21 protein-coding genes and 1 riboswitch are annotated in these 22,249 nt (G+C 66.9%); of the genes, 6 read left to right on the forward strand and 15 right to left on the reverse strand.

Translation table 11 applies throughout. The features are described from left to right. Positions 1-2: 2 nt before the first annotated feature. From gcvH to ACFSX5_RS12880, 11 genes are all read right to left on the reverse strand, one after another. Positions 3-368, reverse strand: coding sequence for a glycine cleavage system protein GcvH (gene gcvH, locus ACFSX5_RS12830; protein WP_386833927.1), 366 nt, complete (start codon positions 366-368; stop codon positions 3-5). Next, on the reverse strand, positions 365-1,531 hold the full coding sequence (gene gcvT / locus ACFSX5_RS12835) for a glycine cleavage system aminomethyltransferase GcvT (protein ID WP_386833929.1): 1,167 nt from the start codon (positions 1,529-1,531) through the stop codon (positions 365-367). Before gcvT ends, gcvH begins: the two co-directional genes overlap by 4 nt. 148 nt (positions 1,532-1,679) lie before the next feature. Further along, positions 1,680-1,770, reverse strand: a riboswitch (glycine riboswitch). 106 nt (positions 1,771-1,876) lie between these two features. Beyond that, the gene (locus ACFSX5_RS12840; RefSeq protein ID WP_386833930.1) at positions 1,877-2,815 is read right to left on the reverse strand and encodes an IS110 family transposase; all 939 of its coding nucleotides are present in this window, start codon (positions 2,813-2,815) and stop codon (positions 1,877-1,879) included. Between the two features lie 329 nt (positions 2,816-3,144). Then, on the reverse strand, positions 3,145-3,633 hold the full coding sequence (locus ACFSX5_RS12845) for a F0F1 ATP synthase subunit B family protein (RefSeq protein ID WP_386833931.1): 489 nt from the start codon (positions 3,631-3,633) through the stop codon (positions 3,145-3,147). A gap of 5 nt (positions 3,634-3,638) precedes the next feature. After that, positions 3,639-4,286 (reverse strand): F0F1 ATP synthase subunit B, encoded by a 648-nt coding sequence (locus ACFSX5_RS12850; protein WP_386833932.1) that lies wholly within the window; start codon positions 4,284-4,286, stop codon positions 3,639-3,641. Positions 4,287-4,380: 94 nt separating this feature from the next. Beyond that, positions 4,381-4,608 (reverse strand): F0F1 ATP synthase subunit C, encoded by a 228-nt coding sequence (locus ACFSX5_RS12855; protein WP_046108093.1) that lies wholly within the window; start codon positions 4,606-4,608, stop codon positions 4,381-4,383. A gap of 58 nt (positions 4,609-4,666) precedes the next feature. Further along, entirely contained in the window at positions 4,667-5,446 is a 780-nt protein-coding gene (locus ACFSX5_RS12860) for a F0F1 ATP synthase subunit A (RefSeq protein ID WP_386833933.1), read from the reverse strand. Between the two features lie 18 nt (positions 5,447-5,464). After that, positions 5,465-5,860, reverse strand: a complete 396-nt coding sequence (locus ACFSX5_RS12865) for an AtpZ/AtpI family protein (RefSeq protein ID WP_386833934.1) — start codon at positions 5,858-5,860, stop codon at positions 5,465-5,467. A gap of 1,421 nt (positions 5,861-7,281) precedes the next feature. Then, a complete protein-coding gene (gene smc / locus ACFSX5_RS12870) occupies positions 7,282-10,740 on the reverse strand; it encodes a chromosome segregation protein SMC (RefSeq protein ID WP_386833935.1) in 3,459 nt (1,152 codons plus the stop codon). Between the two features lie 101 nt (positions 10,741-10,841). Continuing rightward, positions 10,842-11,552, reverse strand: a complete 711-nt coding sequence (locus ACFSX5_RS12875) for a DsbA family protein (RefSeq protein WP_386833937.1) — start codon at positions 11,550-11,552, stop codon at positions 10,842-10,844. Positions 11,553-11,641: 89 nt separating this feature from the next. Further along, positions 11,642-12,202 carry a DUF721 domain-containing protein gene (locus tag ACFSX5_RS12880; RefSeq protein WP_386833939.1) on the reverse strand — a complete coding sequence of 187 codons (561 nt, stop codon included), beginning with the start codon at positions 12,200-12,202 and terminating at the stop codon, positions 11,642-11,644. 60 nt (positions 12,203-12,262) lie between these two features. Between ACFSX5_RS12880 and ACFSX5_RS12885 the strand changes: the two genes are divergently transcribed. The 3 genes from ACFSX5_RS12885 (at position 12,263) to ACFSX5_RS12895 (ending at position 15,081) form a co-directional block, all read left to right on the forward strand. Further along, complete coding sequence (locus tag ACFSX5_RS12885; protein ID WP_386833941.1) at positions 12,263-13,315, forward strand: A/G-specific adenine glycosylase; 1,053 nt, start codon at positions 12,263-12,265, stop codon at positions 13,313-13,315. Positions 13,316-13,381: 66 nt separating this feature from the next. Beyond that, the gene (locus ACFSX5_RS12890) at positions 13,382-14,158 is read left to right on the forward strand and encodes a ZIP family metal transporter (RefSeq protein ID WP_386833942.1); all 777 of its coding nucleotides are present in this window, start codon (positions 13,382-13,384) and stop codon (positions 14,156-14,158) included. A 65-nt stretch (positions 14,159-14,223) separates the two neighbouring features. After that, the gene (locus ACFSX5_RS12895; RefSeq protein ID WP_386833944.1) at positions 14,224-15,081 is read left to right on the forward strand and encodes an alpha/beta fold hydrolase; all 858 of its coding nucleotides are present in this window, start codon (positions 14,224-14,226) and stop codon (positions 15,079-15,081) included. A 64-nt stretch (positions 15,082-15,145) separates the two neighbouring features. Here ACFSX5_RS12895 and ACFSX5_RS12900 read toward each other — a convergent pair whose 3' ends face one another. The 3 genes from ACFSX5_RS12900 to ACFSX5_RS12910 form a co-directional block, all read right to left on the reverse strand. Then, entirely contained in the window at positions 15,146-16,279 is a 1,134-nt protein-coding gene (locus ACFSX5_RS12900) for a site-specific DNA-methyltransferase (protein ID WP_386833946.1), read from the reverse strand. A gap of 114 nt (positions 16,280-16,393) precedes the next feature. Then, positions 16,394-17,083, reverse strand: coding sequence for a ribonuclease HII (locus ACFSX5_RS12905; protein WP_386833948.1), 690 nt, complete (start codon positions 17,081-17,083; stop codon positions 16,394-16,396). 17 nt (positions 17,084-17,100) lie between these two features. Then, on the reverse strand, positions 17,101-17,454 hold the full coding sequence (locus ACFSX5_RS12910; protein ID WP_386833950.1) for a DUF4180 domain-containing protein: 354 nt from the start codon (positions 17,452-17,454) through the stop codon (positions 17,101-17,103). Between the two features lie 76 nt (positions 17,455-17,530). Here ACFSX5_RS12910 and ACFSX5_RS12915 point away from each other — a divergent pair, with 76 nt between their 5' ends. Beyond that, positions 17,531-18,112, forward strand: a complete 582-nt coding sequence (locus ACFSX5_RS12915; RefSeq protein ID WP_386833951.1) for a hypothetical protein — start codon at positions 17,531-17,533, stop codon at positions 18,110-18,112. 63 nt (positions 18,113-18,175) lie between these two features. Next, a complete protein-coding gene (locus ACFSX5_RS12920) occupies positions 18,176-18,850 on the forward strand; it encodes an HAD family hydrolase (RefSeq protein WP_386833953.1) in 675 nt (224 codons plus the stop codon). 270 nt (positions 18,851-19,120) lie between these two features. Here ACFSX5_RS12920 and ACFSX5_RS12925 read toward each other — a convergent pair whose 3' ends face one another. Continuing rightward, positions 19,121-20,269, reverse strand: a complete 1,149-nt coding sequence (locus tag ACFSX5_RS12925) for a PA0069 family radical SAM protein (protein ID WP_386833954.1) — start codon at positions 20,267-20,269, stop codon at positions 19,121-19,123. Positions 20,270-20,631: 362 nt separating this feature from the next. On the opposite strand from ACFSX5_RS12925, the gene ACFSX5_RS12930 reads away from it, so the two are divergent. Then, entirely contained in the window at positions 20,632-22,119 is a 1,488-nt protein-coding gene (locus ACFSX5_RS12930; protein ID WP_386833956.1) for an MDR family MFS transporter, read from the forward strand. The last annotated feature ends 130 nt before the right edge of the window (positions 22,120-22,249 follow it).

Here is a 22,249-nt window from a genome sequence, read left to right on the forward strand (position 1 = left end):
TCTCAGAGGGTCAGTTCGGCATAGCCGTCGGCATCAAGCAGGGAGTCGACCTCAGACGGGTCGCTGAGGGTGAGCTTGAACATCCAGCCGGCGTTCTCGGGGTCGGAGTTGACGAGACCGGGCTCGCCGGCGAGGGCGGAGTTGACCTCGGTGACGGTGCCGGAAACCGGCGCGTAGATCTCGGAGGCGGCCTTGACCGACTCGACCACCGCGGCCTCGTCGCCCTTCTTCAGCACCTTGCCGACTTCTGGCAGCTCGACAAAGACGATGTCGCCGAGCTGCTCCTGGGCATAGGGCGTGATGCCGACAGTGCCGGTGGAGCCGTCGACGCGGAGATATTCGTGATCCGGGGTGAACTTCGTGGTCATTGCGGAGCCTTGCGGAAGTAGCGGTGGGGGACGAAGGGAGTGGCGACGATTTCGGCGGGCTGCGCGCGGCCGCGAACCGAGACCTGGAGGCGGGTGCCAGCCGCTGTGTGCTCGGGGGGCACGAAGCCGAGGGCGATGGCCTTGCCGAGCGAGGGGGCGAAGCCGCCGCTGGTGATCCGGCCGATAATGGTGCCAGAGGCGTCGAGGATGTCCGAGCCCTCGCGGGCCGGCGCGCCTTCGACGATCAGGCCGACGCGCTTGCGGGTGAGAGCGCCCTCGCGCTCGGCGAGAATGCGCCCGACGCCAGGGAAGTCGGCGGCCTCGCGCCGGCGCTTGCTGACCGCGAAGCCGAGATCGGCTTCTATAGGGGAGACGGTCTCGTCGAGGTCATGGCCATAGAGCGGCAGGCCGGCCTCGAGCCGCAGCGAGTCGCGGGCGCCGAGGCCGATCGGCTTCACCCGCGGATCGGCCAGGAGCGTGTCCCACAGGGTTTCGGCGAAGCTGTTGGGGCAAAGAATTTCGAAGCCGTCCTCGCCCGTGTAGCCGGAGCGGGAGACGATCACCGTCTGGCCGGCGAATTCGTAGGGGCCGTACTGCATGAAACCAAGCTCGACCACGCCCGGCAGATGCTGGGCAAGGACGCCAACGGCCTCCGGGCCCTGGAGAGCGAGCAGCGCCTGGTTCTGGTCGGCACGGGTGAGGCGGGCGCGGCCCTCGGCAGCCGCGGCGATACGGGCGAAGTCGGCTTCCTTGGTGCCGGCGTTGACGACGATATAGAGGGCGCCGGACACCTTGGGCGAGCGGGCGACCATGAGGTCGTCGAGGATGCCGCCCTGGTCGTTGAGCAGCAGCGTGTAGCGGATCTGGCCCGGCTTGAGGCCGGCAATGTCGCCACACACCAGCGGCTCGAGCACGGCCGAGATGGCGGCGTGGTCGGCGTCGGGATCGCCGCTCGGATTGTCGAGCATCAGGAAGCAGGGGCCCATATGGCTGACATCGAACAGGCCGGCCTGTTCGCGGGTCCATTTGTGCTCGGCCATGATGCCGGTGGGGTACTGGACGGGCAGGGAATAGCCGCTGAACGGCACCATGCGGCCGCCGGCGGCGACGTGGCGGGCGTGGAGCGGTACGGTCTTGAGATCGGCGGAGCTGGCTTCGGCCATGGGCAACCCGGAACAATGAGCGACACGGAACGCGCCTCGCCTGAGAAGCGCACGTGCCCCCTCTGTCCTTGCCCTGAGAGATTTCCCGGCTGAGCGCCGGTTGCTCCTTCGGGGTGACCGGCGAGCCGGTCCACTTTCCAGAGTGCTTGACCCGACTGCGGTCCCTGATGCCTGAGAGTTTCCGGGGCGGTTGCTCCTTCGGCGCCGGCTCTGTGGCCGGTCTCTCCCGCAGTCGCCGGCACCATGGTGGAGATTCCGGCGGGCGTCAATGCACCCAGAGGTGCTTGTCACAAGCAGCTGGCCGCGACCTCGTCCTTCGACGGGCTCAGGATGAGCAACCATTAGCTATGGGGTCCAGGGTTGGCCTCGTTGCAGAACGGTGTTGGCGAAGATGACGAGTTTTCGAGCGCAGGCGACGAGGGCGAGCTTGTGGGGTTTGCCAGCGGCAGTAAGGCGGGCATAGAGCGCCATGAGTTGGCGGTTCCATCGATAGGCGGCAGGCAGGGCCGCGGCGTAGAGAGCCTGCCGGGGGCGGGCACGGCCGCCGGCGATGTGGCGCCGCCCGTGATGCTTGCCGCTGTCGTGGTCGAACGGTGCCAACCCGATCAGGGCAGCGGCCTGTTCACGGCTGATGCTGCCCAGTTCCGGCATGGCGATCAGCAAGGCCAAGGCGGTCGGTATGCCGATGCCGGGGACGGAGAGCAGCAGATCGAGCCGCCGCCCGAGAGCCTTGTCGGCCCGCACCGCCCGTTCCAGCCGGCGCCGTTCGTCGCGCAGGCGGGCCTTGAGTGCGGCAATGTCAGCGGCAACCAGGCTGGCAAGACGGGTATCGTGCAGATGCTCGAGCCGGGTCTTGAGCCGGGCGATGTCCTGGACCAGCTGGTCGATGAAGACCAGATGCTCGTTCAAGGCCGACAGGGCCGGATCAACTGCGGCCCGACTCGTCTGGAACAGGGCGGTGAAGGCGGCGATGACCCGGGCATCCAGCCGGTCGTTCTTGGCGCGCTGCAAACGCATGCGGGCAAACAGGCGTACCTGCAGCGGCTGGTGCAGGATCACCTTGAACCCGGCCTCCCGCAAAGCCGCGACCACGCCACGTTCGTAGCCGCCGCTGGCTTCGATGCCGACCCGATCGACTCCGGCCTTGAGCAACCACTCCGCCGCCGCCTGCCATCCGGCCGCGTCATTGTTCACCCGCAGCCATCCCTCGCCGGGCGTCACCGCCAGATCAAGAGCTGCCTTGCCGGTATCGATCCCGGCCACAAATGTGCTAGAATGGCTCATCTTCCTCGTCCCGTCCTTGGAATGCGAACCCTGGGTTCAATCAACCATGCGGGCCCGATGAAGACTGACGGCAACGATCCCGCTCATCCTCAGACAAAGGTGCACACCACCAGTCTGGGTCTACCTCGATCCGATGCCGCCGCCGCGGCCTGGTGTCGAACAGGCCGCGGCACCCCCACATTCGCACATCCCGCTAATACAAGGTCTATGAGAACTCGGCGCCCCCGTAGACCTCATGGTGAGCTTGTCGAACCACGAGGTCGCGGCCACGAAAACAAGAAAGGCGGGTCTTGCGACCCGCCTTTGGTTCTTGAGTGATGTACCGAGCCTTAGTTCAGCCGGCTGCCCACGTCGGCAATGGCCTTGTCGATGACCTGGCCGCCGCGGTTGCGCATCTCGTCGGTGAGGACGGTGCGTGCCGCCTCGATCGCGAGGTCGGCAGAGCGGGCGCGAACTTCGGCAACTGCCTGAGCTTCGGCCTGGGCGATCTTGTCTTCCACCGACCTGGTGCGGCGGGCGACGAGCTCGGCCAGCGAAGCCTGCGCCTCGGCGGTGAGGCGCTGGGCCTCTTCCTGTGCGGCGGTGACGATGCCCTGGGCCTCGGCTTCGGCGGCGACGCGCTTCTGCTCGTATTCGACCAGGAGAGCTGCGGCCTCTTCGCGCAGGCGCTTGGCTTCGGCGATGTCGTTCTCGATGTCAGCGATCTTGCCGTCGAGCATCTTGCCGATGATGCGGGGGACGCCGAAGAAGATCATCATGCCGACGAAGATGACCAACGCCAGCATGGCGAAGAAGCTGTTATCCAACCATTCTGGCATGGCGCTTACTCCTTGGCCTTGGCGACCGCAGCGCGGACGTTCTCGGCGGGTACATCGCCGATGAGCTGGGTGACTACGGTTTGCGCCGTTTCAGCGGCGATCTCGTCGACATGGGTCATCGCCTCGGCCTTGGTGGCAGCGATGCGGGCTTCCGCCTCGGTCACCTTGCTGGTGAGGTCGGCTTCCACGGCAGCGCGACGGCCCGCCAGGTCAGCCTGGATCTGCTCGCGAGTTTGCGTCGCGATGGCCTGGGCATTGCTGCGGGCCGCGGCCAGGGCCGACTCATAGGCGGCGATGGCTGCGTCGGTCTGCTGGCGGGAAGCATCGGCTGCGGCAAGGTCGGCATCGATCAGCGCCTTGCGCTTCTCGAGAATGCCGCCGATGCGGGGCAGGGCGATGCGGCTCATCAGCAGATAGAGCGCACCGAAGGTGATCGCGAGCCAGAGCAACTGGCTCGGGAAGGTCGCCGGATCGAAGGGCGGGAAGACGCCATGGGCTTCTTCGTGGTGCACTTCGGCCGTGGAATGAGTATCCGCCACCGGATCGTGTCCGGTTGCGCCGGGCACGGGTTCGCCGTGGCTGGCGTCGACGGCTTGGTCGAGGTTTTCCTCGGTCGGCGTTTCCGCCTCTTGCGCGAAGGCTTGCGTTACCATCTGTGCGGTCCCGTTCGTCCGGTGTCCTGGCGGGTCTGCCGGACATCAAACCGCAGCCGGGCGACCGGCTGCGGCAAGGCTCTGGTGGTTCGTCTTAGGCGACGAACAGCAGGATCAGGGCAACCAGGAACGAGAAGATGCCCAGAGCTTCGGTCACGGCGAAACCGAAGATCAGGTTACCGAACTGGCTGGGAGCGGCCGACGGGTTGCGCAGGGCGCCCGACAGGAAGTTGCCGAAGATGTTGGCCACACCGATGGCGGCGCCGGCCATACCGAAACAAGCAATGCCCGCACCGATGAACTTCGCGGCTTCAGCTTCCATTTTAATGTCCTTTCAAGCGACTAGGAGTTCGACGGGCATTTACCGCCGAGATTGGTGGTTAGTGGGAGGGGTGGATCGCGTCGTTGAGATACATGCAGGTCAGGACCGCGAAGACATAGGCCTGGACTGCACCGACGAGAAACTCGAGGCCCGTCAGGGCGATCGCCATCAGCATCGGCAGGATGGCAGCGCCCCAGCCGAGAGCGCCCAGGGCGCCGATCATCATCACGGCAAAGCCGGTGAAGACCTTGAGGGTGATGTGGCCGGCAAGGATGTTGCCGAACAGACGGACGGAGAGGCTGATCGGACGCGAGAGGAAGGAAATGATCTCGATCGGCGTCACGATCGGAAGGATGTAGCCCGGCACGCCGGCCGGCACGAACAGCTTGAGGAACTTCGGGCCGTTCTTGATGAAGCCGTAGACGATCACGGTGAGGAACACCAGCATCGACAGCGCGAAGGTGACGATGATGTGGCTGGTGACCGTGAAGAAGTAGGGCACCATGCCCCACATATTGGCGAAGAGGATGAAGGTGAACAGCGAGAACACCAGCGGGAAGAACTTCATGCCGGCGGTTCCGGCAGAACTTCGCACCATGCCGGCGACGAACTCGTAAAGCAGTTCGGCGGTGAGCTGCGCCCGCGTCGGCACCAGCTTGCGCCCGGAGGTCGACAGCAGCAGGAAGCCGGTGATCGCCACCACCGTCAGCACCATGAACAGCGACGAATTGGTGAAGGCGAAGGTGGTGCCGGTGCCTTCGGCTGCATCACCGCCAAGGGTGAAGAGCTCGAAGATGTCATAGATGACAAACTGGTGGATCGGGTCAGTACCGGCCATAGAGCCCTCTAGGTGCCATCATCTATCGTTCAGCTCTTCGTCTTCCCCGTCCGGACCGAGATCGGCACCGGCGGGAGGAGGCGAAGCGGCATTCATTTCCGCCACCGCACGGATGACGTTCAGGATTCCAGCGGCAAAGCCCAACCCGAACAGGATGAGCAAGCCCCAGGGGCTGGTTCCCAGGCCAAGATCGATGAGATAGCCGATGCCGGCCCCCACCATGATCGCGGCGACGAACTCGGTGCCGATGCGCAAGCCGCGCGCCAGTCCGCTCATCTCCGGGGAAGCGTCGCGGGAGGCTCTGTCGTCCTCCAGCATCCGTTCCCGCTTGGCCGAGGCGATGCGCGATGCCAGATCCCGCGTCACCCCGCGAGCGCTGTCCGGCAGCTTCGGGTCGTCTTGCGAATTCGTCATCCGCCCGCTCCCCTTGTTGCCAGCTTTCCCGGGATTCCGGGGCGCCCTTTTGGTCGCGCGCAACATAGTGGTGGCCCCAAATGGTGTCAAGGCGAGTAGCGCGGTGCTAAGTGATTGTGAAATCGTGGAAATTCGAGGCTCACAAGGGGTGCGGCATGCTGTCCACACAGGTGTGGTGGTGGAGTCGTGGCATGCCGGACGGATTCTGGGCGAGCGAAGCTGTCCGCCGGGGTCACCGTCGGTTCGATGGGAGCGGGCCCCGAGGCGGTGGCGCCTCTGAGTATTTATTTAGTGAGACGACATCGCCTCGGGGCGCCGGGATTTTAGAACGGGGCGCGACGACTCCATTCCGGACAGGGGGCACGGGACTTACCGCACCTCGCCGGACCTGAGCGGACCACCCACGAGCCCAGGGAAAGAGCGACCTCCCCCTGCCCGGCCGTCCTTCCGCCACTGGTCGCTGCAGGCCGCCCCGTGCGGAAGAGATGGGGGGAGTATGGGGCATGGGGAGGCGACGGGGATAAGGGGGATAGATTTGTGGGGCTGGTGGGTGTGGGAAGAGCCCCCACCTAACCTCCCCCGCGGGCGGGGGAGGGACGGGTCGGTGGGTGTTCGAGCAGCGCGGCAGGCTCGATGCAGCGCCTCCCCCGCCTGCGGGGGAGGCTGGGTGGGGGTGCGCCATGAACTCACAACACACTCGGTGCATTCCCGCGCACGCGGGAATCCAGCCTGAGGTGCTTGCACCACCATCTTGCGGCGGTGGGAAAATCTCGGCATGGGCCTCCGCTTTCGCGGGGGTGACATCGGGGGTGGGGAGGGGGTGGTGAAGGGGCGAGGGATCGCACACCCCCACCCAACCTCCCCCTGAAGGGGAGGGACGGACCGGTGGGTGCCCGGGCAGCGCAGCAACCTCGATGCAGCTCCTCGCCCGCCTGCGGGGGAGGCTGGGTGGGGGTGCGCCATGAACTCACAACACACTCGGCGTCATTCCCGCGAAGGCGGGAATCCACTTGGCTGAACGCCTGAGAAGAATGAATCCCCGCCTTCGCGGGGATGACGCGGTCGGGTGGGAGAGTTGCGGATGGATTGCCGGGACAAGCCCGGCAATGACGAAGGACCGATATGAGAGTGACTCTCCGTGTCGTCACCACCGGGCTTGTCCCGGTGGTCCAGACAGATTCTTGAGAGGCACAGCACCAGTAACAACCCGGCGTCATTCCCGCGCAGGCGGGAATCTACTCTTTGCCGAGCTCCTGGGAAGAATGGATCCCCGCCTTCGCGGGGATGACGCGTGGGTGGGAGAGTGGCGATGGATTGTCAGACAGGCCCGGCAATGACGACGGACCGCTATGAGAGTGACTCTCCGCGTCGTCACCACCGGAGGCTTGTCCCGGTGGTGCAGTCCCGCCGCAGCCGGGGTGCTAGCTCGCTTCGCGGAAGCTTTCGGCGGTGGTGAGGTCGACCGAGACGAGTTGGGAGACTCCGCGTTCGGCCATGGTGACGCCGAACAGGCGGTCGACGCGGCTCATGGTGATCGGGTTGTGGGTGATGACCATGAAACGGGTGTTGGTGCGCTGGCGCATGGAGTCGAGCAGGGTGCAGAAGCGCTCGACATTGGCGTCATCGAGGGGCGCGTCCACTTCGTCGAGCACGCAGATCGGGGCGGGGTTGGTGAGGAACACCGCAAAGATCAGCGACATGGCGGTGAGCGCCTGTTCGCCGCCGGAGAGCAGGGTCATGGTCTGCGGCTTCTTGCCAGGCGGCCGGGCGATGATCTCGAGGCCGGCCTCGAGCGGATCGTCGCTTTCAACGAAGCTGAGCTCGGCGGTGCCGCCGCCGAACAGGGTGGTGAACAGCTCCTGGAAGTGGGCGTTGACCTGGGTGAAGGCTTCGCTAAGGCGGGCGCGGCCCTCGCGGTTGAGCGACTGGATGCCGGTGCGCAGCTTGGCGATGGCCTCGATCAGGTCGTCGCGGTCGGCGACCATGGTGTCGAGCTTTTCCTGAACCTCGACGGCTTCCTTCTCGGCGGAGAGGTTGACCCCGCCCAGGCGCTCGCGCTCGGCCTTGAGCCGGTCGAGGCGCTGTTCGACCTGCGCCTCGGGCGGCAGCGCTTCGCTGGGCTTGATGCCGGAGGCTTCCAGCGTCTGCTTGGCGGCAATGCCAAGAGTTTCCTCGATGCTGCGCTCGATCTGCTGGCGCTGAGCGATGAGGCCGCGGACGCGCTCTTCGAGGCGGGTGAGTTCGACGCGGGCATTGGTGAGGGCCTCGCCGGCGGCCTTGACGGCGCGGTCGGCTTCGCGCCAGCGGGTGTCGGCGACGGCAAGGCTGTCGCCGGCGGCCTTGTGCTCGACCTTGGCGGTGTCGATCTGCTCGTCGAGCTGCGCCTTGCGGGCAGCGAAACCGTCCGGGGTTTCGGCAGAGGAGGCGAGTTGGGCTTCGACCTCGGCGCGGCGCTCGGCCAGAGTCGCGAGTTGACCGGCGGCACTGTCGCGGCGGCGGCCCCAGGCTTCGGCATCGCGGGCGAGTTGGGCGCGGCGGTTGTCGCGGAGGCGTGCCGCGGTTTCGAGGGTGGACAGGCGGAGGCGTGCCTGCTCGGCGGCATCGCGCAGCGAGGCGAGCCGGGTTTCGAGGGTGCGGGCAGCGTCAGCGGCTTCATCTTCGGTGCCGGCACCGGCAAGGGCGGTCTCGGCTTCCTTGAGGGCGAGCGTCGCCTCCTCAAGGCTGGCATCCAGCCGCTGGCGGGCCTCGGCCAGGGCAGACTGGCGAGCGGCAAGGTCGCCCATGCGGCGCTGGGCCTGATCGACGCCGGACTGGGCAGCGGTGATGGCATGCTGGGCGGCGCGCCAGGAGTCGCGACACTGGCGCTCCTCGGCGCGGGCAGCATCGACGGCGGCGGTGGCGGCTTCGACGTCGCGGCGGCGGGCATTGCGCTCCTGACGGATGCGCAGAATTTCCTCGTCGAGCTCGGCGAGACGGTTGCGTTGAGCCAGGCGCTGGGCGGCAGGCGAGGGGGCATCGGCCGCGGCCACGAAACCGTCCCAGCGCCAGAGGGCGCCATCGAGGGTGACCAGCTTCTGCCCTGGCTTCAGGGCGCGCATCATCGCCGGGCCGTCGACGGGTGACACGAGGCCGATCTGGTCGAGCCGGCGCTTCAGCAGCGGCGAGCCGGTGACGTAGCGGCTGAGCGGCTCGGCCGCCTGCGGCAGGGCCGGGTCGTCGGTGTGGTCGATGGCGACGGACCAGTGGATCGGAGCGCCGGCATCTGAGCTGGCTTCGAGGTCGTCGCCAAGGGCTGCGCCGAGCGCGGTCTCGTAGCCGGGGGCGACCTTGAGGTCGTCGACAATGGCGGGCCAGAGGCTGGCGTCGGCGACATTGAGCATCTTGGCCAGAGTCGCTGCCTCGGCTTCGAGGCGGGTGAGGCTGGAGTCGATTTCGACGAGCTTGGGGCGCAGTGCGTCGAGGCTCGCTTGGGCGGCGGCGGATGCTTCTTCGGCGGCGATGGCCGCAGCTTCGGCGGTGCCGGCCTCTGCCTGCGCGGCCTCGAGCGCGGCGCGGCGGGCAGCAAGGTCGGCGTCGGCGGAGAGGGCGGCGCTGACGGTCGCGGCTTCGGTTTCCACTTCGGCGGTCTGGCGGCGCACGCGCTCGATACGGGCGAGGGCGTCGGCGTGGCTGCGCTCGGCGGCGGCGCGGCGGGCGCGGAGCTGCGCCAAGGCGTCCAGCGCTTCGCGGGCGCGCGTCTCGGCGTCCGCGGCTGCGGCCTTGGCCGTGTCGGCGGCGGTGCGGGCTGCGGTCAGTTCCGTTGCCGCGGCTTCCGCCTCGCGCGCGAGCTCCTGATCTTCGGCGGTGAGGGCGGCGAGCGTGGTTTCCGCCTCGGTGACGAGGTCGTGCTCGCGGGTGCCGTCGGCGGCGAGCTGGGCGAGGCGGGTTTCGAGTTCGCGGCGGCGCTGGCTGGTGCGGCGGGCTTCTTCGGCCAGTTGCTCGGCGAGGATGGTGTAGCGCTGGAGCACAGCTCCGGCCACGGCCTCGCGCTCGCGCAGCGGCGCAAGTTCGGCGGACGCGGCTTCGGCGGTCTTCTGGGCGACCCGCTCGGCATGGGTGGCGTCGGCGAGCTGGCGGATCAGCACAGCCTGCTGGGCTTCGGCCTCCTTCTCGGCAAAGCGGGCGGCAACCCAGCGCAGATGCGCAAGGGTCGCTTCGGCGCGGCGGATGTCGCCCGAGAGGGCGCGATAGCGGGTGGCAAGGCGCGCCTGGCGCTTCAGCGTTTCGAGCTGCGCCTCGACCTGGGCGATGATGTCGTCGACGCGCTCGAGGTTCTGCTCGGCGGCACGCAGGCGCAACTCGGCCTCATGGCGGCGGGAGTGAAGACCGGAAATGCCGGCAGCCTCTTCAAGCAGGGCGCGGCGGGCGGTGGGCTTGGCGGCGATCAGTTCGCCGATCTGGCCCTGGCGGACGAGGGCGGGCGAGTGGGCGCCGGTGGAGGCGTCGGCGAACAGCAATTGCACGTCGCGGGCGCGCACCTCGCGGCCGTTGACCCGGTAGACCGAGCCGGCCTCGCGCTCGATGCGGCGGGTGACTTCGAGGATGTCGGCGTTGTTGAGGGCAGCCGGGGCGGTGCGGTCGGAATTGTCGAGGACGAGGGTGACTTCGGCGGTGTTGCGGGCCGGGCGGTTGCCGGAGCCCGAGAAGATCACGTCGTCCATGCCCGAGGCGCGCATGGCCTTGTAGGAGCTTTCGCCCATCACCCAGCGCATGGCTTCGACGAGGTTGGACTTGCCGCAGCCATTGGGGCCGACGATGCCGGTCAACCCCGGCTCCATCACCAGGACGGTCTCGTCGCAGAAGGACTTGAAGCCGTGGAGCTTGAGGCGGGTGAACTTCATGGGTTCACCCGGCCTGCTGTGGGCGCGGAGGGAAGCCCCTCATCCGCCCTTCGGGCACCTTCTCCCGCAAGGGGAGAAGGGGGGCATCGAGGTTGCCGAGACTACTGCGCAGGAGTTTCGGTCGCGGCGTCGGCTGCGGCGTCGGCGTCGGTCGGCTGGAAGTCGGCGGGCACGAGCGGGTCGATCTCGGCAGCGAGCTGTTCGAGCGTCTTGTCGCCGGTGAGCGTCTTGCCGTTGACATAGAAGGTGGGCGTACCCTGCAGGCCGAACTCGTTTAGCGCCTGTTCGCGCTGGGCTTCCATCCCGGTGTAGAGGGCCTGATTCGTCAATGCGGCGTTGAAGCTTTCCTCGTTGAAACCGAGCTGCTGGGCCACTTCGAAGATGGCGTCGCGCGGGGTCTGCGAAATGCCCCAGGTGGCCTGGGTGCGGAAATAGGTGCCGATGACGTTGTGGTAGTTGGTCTCGCCCGAGGCCTCGGCCAGCATGAAAATGGCGGCGTCGATCGGGTTGCGGATGAAGGGGCGCAGGATGAACCGCACCTTGCCGGTATCGACGTACTGCGCCTTGAACTCGGGATAGACCTCGTTGTGGAAGGTCGCGCAGTGCGGGCAGGTGGGGGAGGCGTATTCGATCACCGTCACCGGCGCGTCGGGATTTCCGAGCGGGCGGTCGGGCAGGTCGCCGGCCGGAGCCAACAGCTTCGCCTGATCGATCATGTCGCCTTCGGCGGCACTGGCAGCGGACACGCCGCACAGGCTCAGCACCGATGCGGCAGCGGCCAAGGCGAGGGTCTCACGACGGTTGAGGTTCACGGCTCACGCTCCTTCTTGTGGTTGTGCGGACACTACACGCGTCGACCGCGTCGGCAAGTGGGCACATAGGTCACTGCTGGGTGAACGCACTATTCGCTGTTGCGGTCCGATCTGCTGGCGAGCGCGTGGCCCAAGGCCCGCAACGCTTCCCGCAGATTGTCGTCGTCCACCCGGGCCACGAGGCCCCCGACCTTTGCGGCAACGCTCGGGTCCGGTTGTTGGGTGTTGTCGCGCCTGGTGCCTGAACCGGGGGTGAACGGGTCGGCAGACAGGCGCACCTCGCGTACCAGGAGGAAGCCGAAATAGCGGTTCACCGCTGTCGCAATCCGAGGTGCGTCGTGCTGGGCGGCGAGGGCATGGCCCGGGGCGCAGCGCAGGACCAGGGTCGCACCCTCCGCGCTCCGTTCGCCGCGCGGCCAGCTCAGCTTGTCGGGCATGGTGACCTGGTCATAGGGCGGCGGGGCGATGGCGGGCCAGTTGGCGATGATGTCGCGGCTGGCAAAGCCGCGCTTCTTCAGCATCGGACCGAGCGCGCCCGAGACGGCATCGGCGACGCTGAGCGTGCGATTGCGGCGCTTGGGTTCGGCTGGTTCGTCCTTGGCCATGACGTTGGAGTAGCGCCGGGGGCGGGCAGCGGCAAGTGCGATCACATCCGCGCCAAGCCGGTGCCGGCGCTTGTGAAGCGGCGGGCGGGTGAGTATCGGGAGGCGATGCCCACTCTCGACCCCCGACCGCTTGATGCCGAGGCCGTACTCGCCTGGTACGACCGGCATGCGCGCGACCTGCCATGGCGGGTGCCGCCGGCCTTGCGGGCGCAAGGCGTGCGGCCGGATCCGTATCGGGTGTGGCTCAGCGAAGTGATGCTGCAGCAGACCACCGTGGCAGCGGTGCGTCGCTATTTCCTCCGGTTCACCGAGCTGTGGCCGACGGTGTTCGCGCTGGCGGCGGCGCCGCTGGACTCGGTGCTGCGCGAATGGGCGGGGCTCGGCTACTATGCGCGGGCGCGGAACCTCCATGCCTGCGCGCAGGCGGTGGTCGAGCGGCATGGTGGGGTGTTCCCGGCGACGGCGGCTGGGCTCGCGACGCTTCCCGGCATTGGCGCCTATACCAGCGCGGCGATCGCCGCGATCTGCTTCGACGAACGCGTGGCGGTGCTGGACGGCAATCTCGAACGGGTGCTGGCGCGCTATCACCGGCTCGAAGTGCCGGTGCGAGAGGGGAAGGAAGAATTACGGGCGGTGCTGCAGCTTTCGGTGCCGCAGCGCGCGGGAGATTTCGCCCAGGCGATGATGGATCTCGGTGCCACCGTCTGTGCGCCGCGCAATGCCGCGTGTCTGCTTTGCCCGCTGGAGCCGGGCTGTGCGGCGGCGCGGACGGCGGACCCTACCGCCTATCCGGTGAAGGCGGCGAAGACCGACAAGCCCATCCGCAAGGGCCATGCTTATGTGATGCGTGATGCCGGCGGGGACGTTTATCTGCGCAGCCGGCCAAGCAAGGGGCTGCTCGCCGGGATGAGCGAGGTGCCAGGTTCCGACTGGGCGGCGGAACTGGGCGCGCCGACCTACCCGACTGCGGGCGACTGGCGGCACCATGGCCAGGTGGTGCACATGTTCACCCATTTCCGGCTGGAACTGGAGGTGTGGTCGGCGACGGTAGAGCCGGCCGGTGTCGACGACGGCTGGTGGGTGGAACCGCAGCGCCTTGGTGGCGAGGCGCTGCCGACCCTGTTCCGCAAGGTGCTCGCGGCGGCTGGGCACGGCTGAGCCGCTGGTAAGGGGCAGCAACCGGGTCTGATTGCGGCCGTTCTCCTGCGCAAAGCGGAGGTCGGCGTGGACGGGTTCTGGAAGGTAGCGGCCATCGTGATTGGCGCCGGGCTGTGCTCGCCCATCGGCGGGTTCGTCGCCACCCGCTTCTCGCCGTCGAGTCTGCTGCTCTCGATCACCGTGGGGTTCGCCGGCGGCATCCTGATCGGCACGGCGAGTTTTGAGATGATTCCGACGGCGCTGGAACGGATCGCCGTGTGGCTGGTGGTGCCGGCGGTGATCCTCGGCATGCTGCTGACCTATGGTCTCGACATGTTCGTCAACAAGGGACAGCTCGCCGGAGACGAGGCGGACCAGAAGCCGAAGGTGGAGAGCTTCCACCGTCGGCACCGGCCGCGCGGCACCATGGTGACGGTGCTGGCGATGGCCACCGCCACGGAGGAACTGATCGAGGGGCTCAGCATCGGTGTCGGAGGGTCGCTCGGCGGCGCCACCGCGCTGGTGGTGGGCATCGCCATCGCCATCGACAATCTCAGCGAGGCGATGAGCATCGGTGCGCTTGCCCGCAAGGAGGATGACAGGACCCATGTGCGGCGCACGCTGGTGTGGACCGGGCTGATCGGGCTGTCGCTGATGGTGGCGGGGCTTGGTGGCTGGGCGCTGCTGCGCAACGTGCCGGTGGAGGTTTTGTCGTTCCTGCTCTCGGCGGGGGCGGGAGCGATGCTCTATCTCACCACCACCGACCTGCTGCCGTCGGCCGAAGAGCACCAGTACCAGCAATCGGCAGCCATCGCGATCACCTGCGGGTTTCTGACGGCGCTGGTGCTGTCGCAGGTGAGTTGAACGCGGATCGATCGGCGGTTCCGGGCATTCGGCAGGTGACACTCACCAGCCGAAGGAGAACCAGCGTGAACAACGAACTCATCACCGAACATGTGCTGGTGGACGGCTGTCGGATTGCCGCAGGAGCGCATGGCGATGGTGAGCCGGTGGTGCTGGTGCATGGTACGCCGTCATCATCGTTGATCTGGCGGAACGTCGCGCCGCGTCTCGCGGCGGCGGGATTTCGGGTGCACCTGTTCGATCTTCTGGGCTTCGGGCTGTCCGAACGGCCGGCATCGCTCGAGGTGGACACGTCCATCTCCGCTCAGGTGGGCGTGCTCGAACAGATGCTGGCGCACTGGGGCATCGAGCGCTTTCACCTTGTCGCGCACGACATCGGCGGGGGCGTCGCGCAGCGGTTTGGCGTGTTTCACACTGAGCGGCTGCTGTCGCTGACCATGATCGATGTGGTGAGCTACGACAGCTACCCTTCAGGCCGGACGCGCCAGCAGATGGAGCAGGGCCTCGACGCATTGATCAAGGCGCCTGATGCGGTCCATCGAGAGCATTTCCGTGATTGGCTGCTGAGTGCTGTGCATCACAAGGAGCGGTTCGCCGCCGGGCCACTCGAGACCTATCTCGACTATATCTCCGGCCCGATCGGGCAGCCGAGCCTGTTCCAGCATCAGGTCCGGCACTACGACCCGGTGCATACGCTCGAGATCGCCGACCGAATTCCGGAGCTGGGCCGGGTGCCGGTGCAACTGATCTGGGGCGCGGAGGACAAGTGGCAGACGCCGGATTGGGCGCACAGGCTCAACCAGGCGATCCCGGGTTCGCGGCTTACCGTGCTCGAGGAGTGCGCGCATTTCGCGCCGGAGGATCAGCCGGAAAAGGTCGCGGAGCTGATTTCGCGGCTCGTTGGCGCCGCCGCCGAGGCCTAGAAACAAAGAGGCCGCCGGTGGTGCCGGCGGCCAGTTTAGAGCCTGAGACGATTGGAGGTCAGGATCAGGCAGAAAGCAAATCAAGTTTACGACGAACGCCGGCGCGCAAATCATCCAGAGGAGCTAGGCGGCCGCCGTCGTCGTGGTGCCAGAAGGTCCACCCGTTGCATGCTTCGGCCCCTTGCACGAGAGCACCCACCTTGTGGATGGAGCCCTGATGGGGACCGGAGACGAGTGAGCCGTCAGCACGAACCATGGCCGAGTAACGTCTCGTTAAGTCGAAGAGTTGCGTGCCAGGTTGAATAAGTCCCTGTTCGACCAGCGAGCCGAAAGGAATGCGGGCTTCCTTGCGCTTGGGCGTGACCGACTGCAGGGCCTCGAACACGGCCGGGCGGATGCTGGCGATGCGGGTGAGCGCGGCTGTAACATAGGTTTGCTCGCGCTCGATGCCGATGAAGTGCCGGCCGAGCTTGCGCGCCACCGCGCCAGTGGTGCCGGTGCCGAAGAACGGGTCGAGCACGATGTCGCCCGGCTTCGTCGTGGCATTGAGGATGCGATAGAGCAGGGCCTCCGGCTTCTGGGTCGGGTGGACCTTTTCGTCGTCTTCGTCCCTCAGCCGCTCGGCGCCGGTGCAGATCGGGAACAGCCAGTCCGACCGCATCTGCGTGTCGTCATTGGCGAGCTTCATCGCCTCGTAATTGAAGGTGACGCGGCTCTTCTGCGACTTCGAGGCCCAGATCAGGGTCTCATGGGCATTGGTGAAGCGGGTGCCGCGGAAGTTCGGCATCGGGTTCGCCTTGCGCCAGACGATGTCGTTGAGGATCCAGTAGTCGAGATCCTGCAGCGCCGTGCCGACGCGGAAGATGTTGTGGTAGCTGCCGATGACCCAGATGGCGCCATCGGGCTTGAGCAGCCGGCGGGCGGCGCGGAGCCACTCGCGGGTGAAGCCGTCGTAATGGGCAAAGCTCTCGAACTTGTCCCACTCGTCGTCGACGGCGTCGACGCGCGATTGGTCGGGGCGCGTGAGGCCCTGTTCCAGCTGCAGATTATACGGCGGGTCGGCGAAGATCAGGTCGATGCTGCCGGCCGGCAGGGCATTCATGTGATCGATGCAGTCGCCCACCAGGATCGTGTCGATCGGCAGGCTTCTGGCCTCTTCCGCATCGGCGATGTACGCCGTACGCGCGGTACGCAACATGCACTTAACCCTAACGCAGTACTAACGGGACCGTTATAGCCTGCGTAAGGTTAAGGGAGCGTTCGCAAGGGGTTAGCGGGAGGTTAAGCGCTGTCCCGGAGCGCGGATGATCGCCTAGGCGACGAGTTCGCCCCTGAGGCGGGCCCAGGCTTCAGCCACTGGCGCGAAGGCCTCGCGGTGGTGACGGCAGGGGCCGTGCTGGGTGAGGGCGGTCAGGTGCTGCGGCGTGGAATAGCCCTTGTGACCGGCGAAGCCGAAATGCGGGGCGTCGCAGTCCATGATGCGGCACATGCGGTCGCGCGTGACCTTGGCGACGATCGAGGCCGCGGCAATGGAGACGCTGAGCCCGTCGCCGCCGATCACGGCGACGCCGTCGCAGGGCAGACCCATGGGCACGTCACGGCCGTCGACCAGAACGCGATCCGGCACCACCGGCAGCGAGCAGGCGGCGCGGGCCATGGCCCACAGGGTGGCGCCGCGAATGTTGCGCTCGAGGATGACCGAGGGCGGGGCGACCACCACGGCGACGCCGAGGGCGGTGGCCATGACGCGCTCGAACAGCATCTCGCGGTTTTCCTCGTCAAGGCGCTTGGAGTCGTCGAGCCCGTCGGGGATGCTGGTGGGATCGAGCACCACGGCGGACACCACGACCGGACCAGCGAGGGGGCCGCGGCCGGCTTCGTCGACGCCGGCGACCAGCCGCGCCCCGCGAGCCATCAGCTCGCGCTCGCGGCTGAAATCCGGTTCGGTCTGGACGGGCGAATCGATCAGCATGGTGTCGAGCATCTGCAGTGGTGCGGCCAAGTCAATCGGGCCGGCGGTCACAGCCGCGCCAGCATCGCCTCCCGGTCGGGAACGAACAGATGGTGGCCCCGAAGGTTGGTCTCGTAGACGAAGTCGTGGAGCGACTTGCTGGCATTAACCTCCGCGGCGATGTCGCCAAGGATGACGAGGCGGCGCTGGTACTGCTCCATCTTCTGGAACACCTCGCCAGCGATCCCGCTTCTGAGTTCGAAGAAGGCGGGCTCGATGCGGCTCACCGGCACCACCACGATCTCGGCCTCGGCCCCGAAGGCATCGCCCAGGATGTCGTTGACGTGGAGGTCTGCACCAAGGCAGGCGCCCTCGAGCTCGAGCTCGAGCAGGGTCATGCCGTTGTGATTGGTAATGGCCATTCCCACCTCCTGTTCAGCGTCGGGGCGGCTGCTATAGTCGAAGCCGCGGGAGGGCGCCAGCCAGAGAGGTTTCAGATTGCCGAGGACTGCCGTCGCCCTTCTGCTCGCCGCAATTGCCGTTGCGCCCGCGAGCGCTGATCCGTTCGCTCATTCCTCAGGGGAATGGCGCGAGTATCACCGCGACTGGCTAGCCTCTTGCCCGGACAGGATCATCGAGGATGCGCCGGATTATTACGGCTATTCCTGCTTCGCCTCGACCGGCAGCGCCGAGCTGAACAGCGCCAATCTGCCGGCCTACAAGCTGACGCTGGTCCGCAACCGGCTCGATGGAGAACTCGACCTGGCGGTGACAGTGGCGGCCGATGACGTCAGCGTGGACGAGAGCCGCGATCTGGTCCTGAGCTTTGGGAGCGAGCCACCGCTGCGCCTCGCTTTCGACAGCGACCTCGAGACGCGGTTCAACACGGTGAACCAGTATTTCATCAGCGATGCGGCGACGCGTGACCGCCTGCTCGAGCTGATGAAGGCCGGGAATGCAGTGACGCTGAGCGTGCCGGTGAGCGGAGGCGGTGAGCACGAGGTGCGCCTGTCCCTGCGCGGTGTGATGGCCTCGCTCGACTTCATGTCGACCTATGCGCGGCGGGTGGCGCAATACTAAGCCGGTTGACGGCAACGGCCCCTCAGGGGTTTATCCGGCAACTTCCCTGACGGACCAGAATACATGCCCCTCAAGCCCGGCGCCGCGCTGCTGTTCGATATCGACGGCACGCTGGTGGATAGCGATCCGTTGCACCTCAAGGCCTTCAACGACGCCTTTGCGCCCTACGGGCACCGGTTCGACAAGGAACGGTTCGCGCGGGAACTGCAGGGCAAGGCGAATGTGCATATCGGGGCGCAGCTGTTTCCGGACGAGACGCCGGAGCGGCGGATGGAGATCCTCGATGGCAAGGAGGCTGCCTTTCGGGAACTCGCGGCGCAAGGGATCGAGCCGGTGCATGGGCTGTTCGCGCTGCTCGACTGGGCTGAGGCAAACGGGGTGCCCAAGGTGGCGGTGACCAATGCCCCACGGCCGAATGCCGACCTGCTGCTGGATGCCATCGGGGTGCGCCCGAGGTTCGAGCATGTGGTGATCGGGGCGGAACTGGAGCACGGCAAGCCGCATCCGCTGCCATATCTGGAGGGGCTGCGGCTGCTGGGCGCGGACCCAGCCAACAGTGTGGCGTTCGAGGATTCGCGGACGGGCATTGCCTCGGCAACGGCAGCGGGAATAGCGACGATCGGGATTGCGACGGGGCTGGACGAAGTGGCGCTGGTCGAGGCGGGGGCGATGATTGCAGCAGCCGGGTATGACGACGAGCGGGTGCTGCGGTTGGTGCGGGAACGGGTGATGGGGTAGGGGACGGTGCTCCTGCATCGCTGCTACTACGATCCCTCCCGCGGGGCCTACACCTCATGATGAGCTTGTCGAACCACGAGGGTGGAGACACCGTGGCCGCGACCTCGTCCTTCGACAAGCTCAGGATGAGGTCTATGAGAGGGCTGAGCTCGCCCTTCCCATACCCACGGTGTCATTCCCGCGCAGGCGGGAATCCACTCTTTCCTGGAGGTCGCGGGAAGAATGGATCCCCGCCTGCGCGGCGATGACGTTGGGGTTGTTGGTGATCCCTCAGAACAAGCTCATCTGCCGGTCTTCGAGCTTGGGCGGCACGAACAGGTCGGTGCGGAGGGGTGGCATGCGTTCGGTGAAGCCGTAGCGCTCGCGGGCTTTCTCGAAGCGCTGGCGGAGCAGGGTCGCGTAGGGGCCTTCGCCGGTCATGCGCACGCCCCAGCGGGCGTCATAGTCTTTGCCGTTGCGGGTGTCGCGCACCAGCGAAAGGACGTGACGGACGCGGTCGGGGAAGTGGCGCAGCAGCCATTCGCGGAACACGTCGCGCACCTCGCCGGGCAGGCGGAGGAGGATCATCGAGGCGCTGATGGCGCCCTGGGCGCGGGCGGCATCGAGGATGCGCTCGAGTTCCATGTCGTTGATGGCCGGGATCATCGGGGAGGCGAGGACGGCGGTGGGCACGCCGGCTTCGCTGAGGAGGCGCAGGGCTTCGAGCCGCCGGGCGGGTGAGGAGGCGCGCGGCTCCATCTTGCGGCTGAGCTTGTGGTCCATCGAGGTGATCGACAGCCCGACCTTCACGAGGCCGAGCTTGGCCAGTTCGGTGAGGATGTCGAGGTCGCGGATGACCAGCGCCGACTTGGTGGTGATCATCACCGGGTGGCGGGTTTCCAGCATGACTTCGAGGATGCCGCGGGTCAGCCGGTGCTTGCGCTCGGCGGGCTGGTAGGGATCGGTATTGGTGCCCATGGCGATGGCGCGCACCTTGTAGTTGCGCGCCGCCAGTTCGGCCCGCAGGGCTTCGATCGCATTTGTCTTCACATAGATGTCGCGCTCGAACTCTAGGCCGGCGGAGTGGCCGAGAAAGGCGTGGGTGGGACGCGCGAAGCAGTAGGAGCAGCCGTGTTCGCAGCCGCGATAGGCGTTGATCGAGCGCTCGAAATTGACGTCCGGGCTGTCATTGGCGGTGATGATGGTCTTGGCGCGCTCGGTGTGCTCGACCGTCTCGAACACCGGCAGCGGTTCGACCGTCGACCAGCCATCGTCGAAACTCTCGCGCGTCTGCTTCTCGAAGCGGCCGGAGCGGTTGGACTGCGCACCGCGGCCGCGGATGCGGTCGGGCGACAGGAGTTCGCGCCGGGCCAGGTCGGCGTCGCGGCTGCGGCTCAGCCGCTCGAGGGCTTCGAAGGAGGGTGCCTGGTAAAGCGCCATGGTGGTTCTCCGCGCGGGTCGACTCGACCCCCGTGTTCTCAAGATAGCATCTGATGAGAACAAAACAAGAACTGTGGCGCAGAAGTTCCCGCGATAGCGGCTTCAGCTGGCATCAACATGGGAGCACTGCGCCCGGGTTTGAAGGCCCGCGGCAGCGAAAATGCAGGCCAGAGTTGCAGTTTTTCGGGTGGACGCACTTGGGGCGCGGGCGTATTCGTCGCCCCCCTTCGGCCGGGGCTAGCCGAAGTCCAGTCAAAGAACGCTGCTGCCAAGGGATGTCATTCCCGCGCTGCAGAGCGCTGTCGAGATCGCCCCTGGCCGCTCGTCGCAACGGCAAACGCTGAAACAGAATCGAGGACACCATGAGTATCGACGCTACGATCGACTCCGTACCGCTCGAGCCCGCACGGGAGCCCGACGTCGCCAGCCGCAACCGGCTGGTGATCGCCCTGCTGCTCGTATCCACTTTCGTGGTGTTTCTCAACGAAACCATCATGAGCGTGGCCATCCCCAACCTAATGGACGACCTCAACGTGACGGCGGGGGCGGCCCAGTGGCTGACCACGGCATTCCTGTTGACCATGGCGGTGGTGATCCCGATCACCGGCTTCCTGCTGCAGCGCCTCAACACGCGGCCGATCTTTCTGATCGCGATGTCGACCTTCACCCTGGGCACGCTGCTCTGCGCCGTGGCGCCGGGGCTGGGGCTGCTGGTGCTCGGGCGCGTGGTGCAGGCGGTGGGCACGGCGATCATGATGCCACTGCTGATGACCACGGTGATGACCCTGGTCCCGCCCGAATCCCGCGGCAAGACCATGGGCAACATTTCGATCGTGATGTCCGTGGCTCCGGCCATTGGTCCCACCATCGGCGGCTTCATCCTGGCGCATCTGGAGTGGCGCTGGATGTTCATCCTGGTGCTGCCCATCGCGGTGGGCGCACTGCTGCTGGGCGCCCGCAAGATCCAGAACGTCAGTACCCCGCGCTATGCGCCGCTCGACGTCCTTTCGGTGATCCTGTCGGCACTGGCCTTCGGCGGGCTGATCTATGGCCTGTCGAGCTTCGGCGAGGGCATCGCCCATGCCGGTGAGCCGGGTCCGATCCCGCTGTGGGTGCCGATCGCCGTCGGCATCGTCGCGATGGCCGCGTTCGTCTGGCGGCAGCTCGGTCTGCAGAAGGACAACAAGGCGCTGCTCGACCTGAGGGTGTTTCAGTCGCGCAACTACACCGTCTCTGTCAGCATGATGCTGGTGGCGATGATGGCGCTGTTCGGCACGGTGATCCTGCTGCCGATCTACACCCAGAACGTGGTGGGCCTCGACACGCTGCAGACCGGTCTGTTGCTGCTGCCGGGTGGCCTCGTGATGGGCCTGATGGGGCCGATCGTCGGCCGCCTGTTCGACCGCGTGGGTCCGACCGTGCTGGCAGTGCCGGGTGCGATCATGGTCTCGGCCGTGCTGTGGGCGCTGACCACGGTCGGTCAGGACACTTCGGTCTGGGCGCTGCTGGCGGGGCACGTGGTGCTGAGCATTGGCCTGGCGCTGATCTTCACGCCGGTGTTCACCTCGTCCATGGGCTCGGTGCGCAAGGAGCTCTACTCCCACGCCTCGGCGGTGCTGGGTTCGGCCCAGCAACTGGCCGGTGCTGCGGGCATCGCCCTGTTCATTGCGGCGATGACGGTGCAGACGGCCGCGCTCGCGGCGTCGGGGCTGGACCAGGTGCCGGCGCTGGAAGGCGGCATCCGCCTCGCCTTCACCATCGGTGCGGTGATCTCGCTGTTCGCGGTGGTGGCGGCGTTCTTCATCCGCCGCCCCGAGGGCGGCGGCGCGCATGGCGGTCACGGCCACTGAGCCTTGCGACATTGCCGAAAGCAGAAAAGGCGCCGGGAAACCGGCGCCTTTTTCATGGGCACGACATGGAGGAGGTGCCGTCCCACTCACATATGTGGAGCACGACGGGCTTGCTTCAAGAGGCGGGTGC

The organism is Devosia albogilva, assembly GCF_042685625.1.
Classification (GTDB): Bacteria; Pseudomonadota; Alphaproteobacteria; order Rhizobiales; family Devosiaceae; genus Devosia; species Devosia albogilva.

Excerpts from the sequence above, each read along its gene's own strand:
- gcvH (WP_386833927.1), bottom strand. The coding sequence starts at position 368 with ATGACCACGAAGTTCACCCCGGATCACGAATATCTCCGCGTCGACGGC.
- gcvT (WP_386833929.1), bottom strand. The coding sequence starts at position 1,531 with ATGGCCGAAGCCAGCTCCGCCGATCTCAAGACCGTACCGCTCCACGCC.
- ACFSX5_RS12840 (WP_386833930.1), bottom strand. The coding sequence starts at position 2,815 with ATGAGCCATTCTAGCACATTTGTGGCCGGGATCGATACCGGCAAGGCA.
- ACFSX5_RS12845 (WP_386833931.1), bottom strand. The coding sequence starts at position 3,633 with ATGCCAGAATGGTTGGATAACAGCTTCTTCGCCATGCTGGCGTTGGTC.
- ACFSX5_RS12850 (WP_386833932.1), bottom strand. The coding sequence starts at position 4,286 with ATGGTAACGCAAGCCTTCGCGCAAGAGGCGGAAACGCCGACCGAGGAA.
- ACFSX5_RS12855 (WP_046108093.1), bottom strand. The coding sequence starts at position 4,608 with ATGGAAGCTGAAGCCGCGAAGTTCATCGGTGCGGGCATTGCTTGTTTC.
- ACFSX5_RS12860 (WP_386833933.1), bottom strand. The coding sequence starts at position 5,446 with ATGGCCGGTACTGACCCGATCCACCAGTTTGTCATCTATGACATCTTC.
- ACFSX5_RS12865 (WP_386833934.1), bottom strand. The coding sequence starts at position 5,860 with ATGACGAATTCGCAAGACGACCCGAAGCTGCCGGACAGCGCTCGCGGG.
- smc (WP_386833935.1), bottom strand. The coding sequence starts at position 10,740 with ATGAAGTTCACCCGCCTCAAGCTCCACGGCTTCAAGTCCTTCTGCGAC.
- ACFSX5_RS12885 (WP_386833941.1), top strand. The coding sequence starts at position 12,263 with ATGCCCACTCTCGACCCCCGACCGCTTGATGCCGAGGCCGTACTCGCC.
- ACFSX5_RS12900 (WP_386833946.1), bottom strand. The coding sequence starts at position 16,279 with ATGTTGCGTACCGCGCGTACGGCGTACATCGCCGATGCGGAAGAGGCC.
- ACFSX5_RS12910 (WP_386833950.1), bottom strand. The coding sequence starts at position 17,454 with ATGGCCATTACCAATCACAACGGCATGACCCTGCTCGAGCTCGAGCTC.
- ACFSX5_RS12920 (WP_386833953.1), top strand. The coding sequence starts at position 18,176 with ATGCCCCTCAAGCCCGGCGCCGCGCTGCTGTTCGATATCGACGGCACG.
- ACFSX5_RS12925 (WP_386833954.1), bottom strand. The coding sequence starts at position 20,269 with ATGGCGCTTTACCAGGCACCCTCCTTCGAAGCCCTCGAGCGGCTGAGC.
- ACFSX5_RS12930 (WP_386833956.1), top strand. The coding sequence starts at position 20,632 with ATGAGTATCGACGCTACGATCGACTCCGTACCGCTCGAGCCCGCACGG.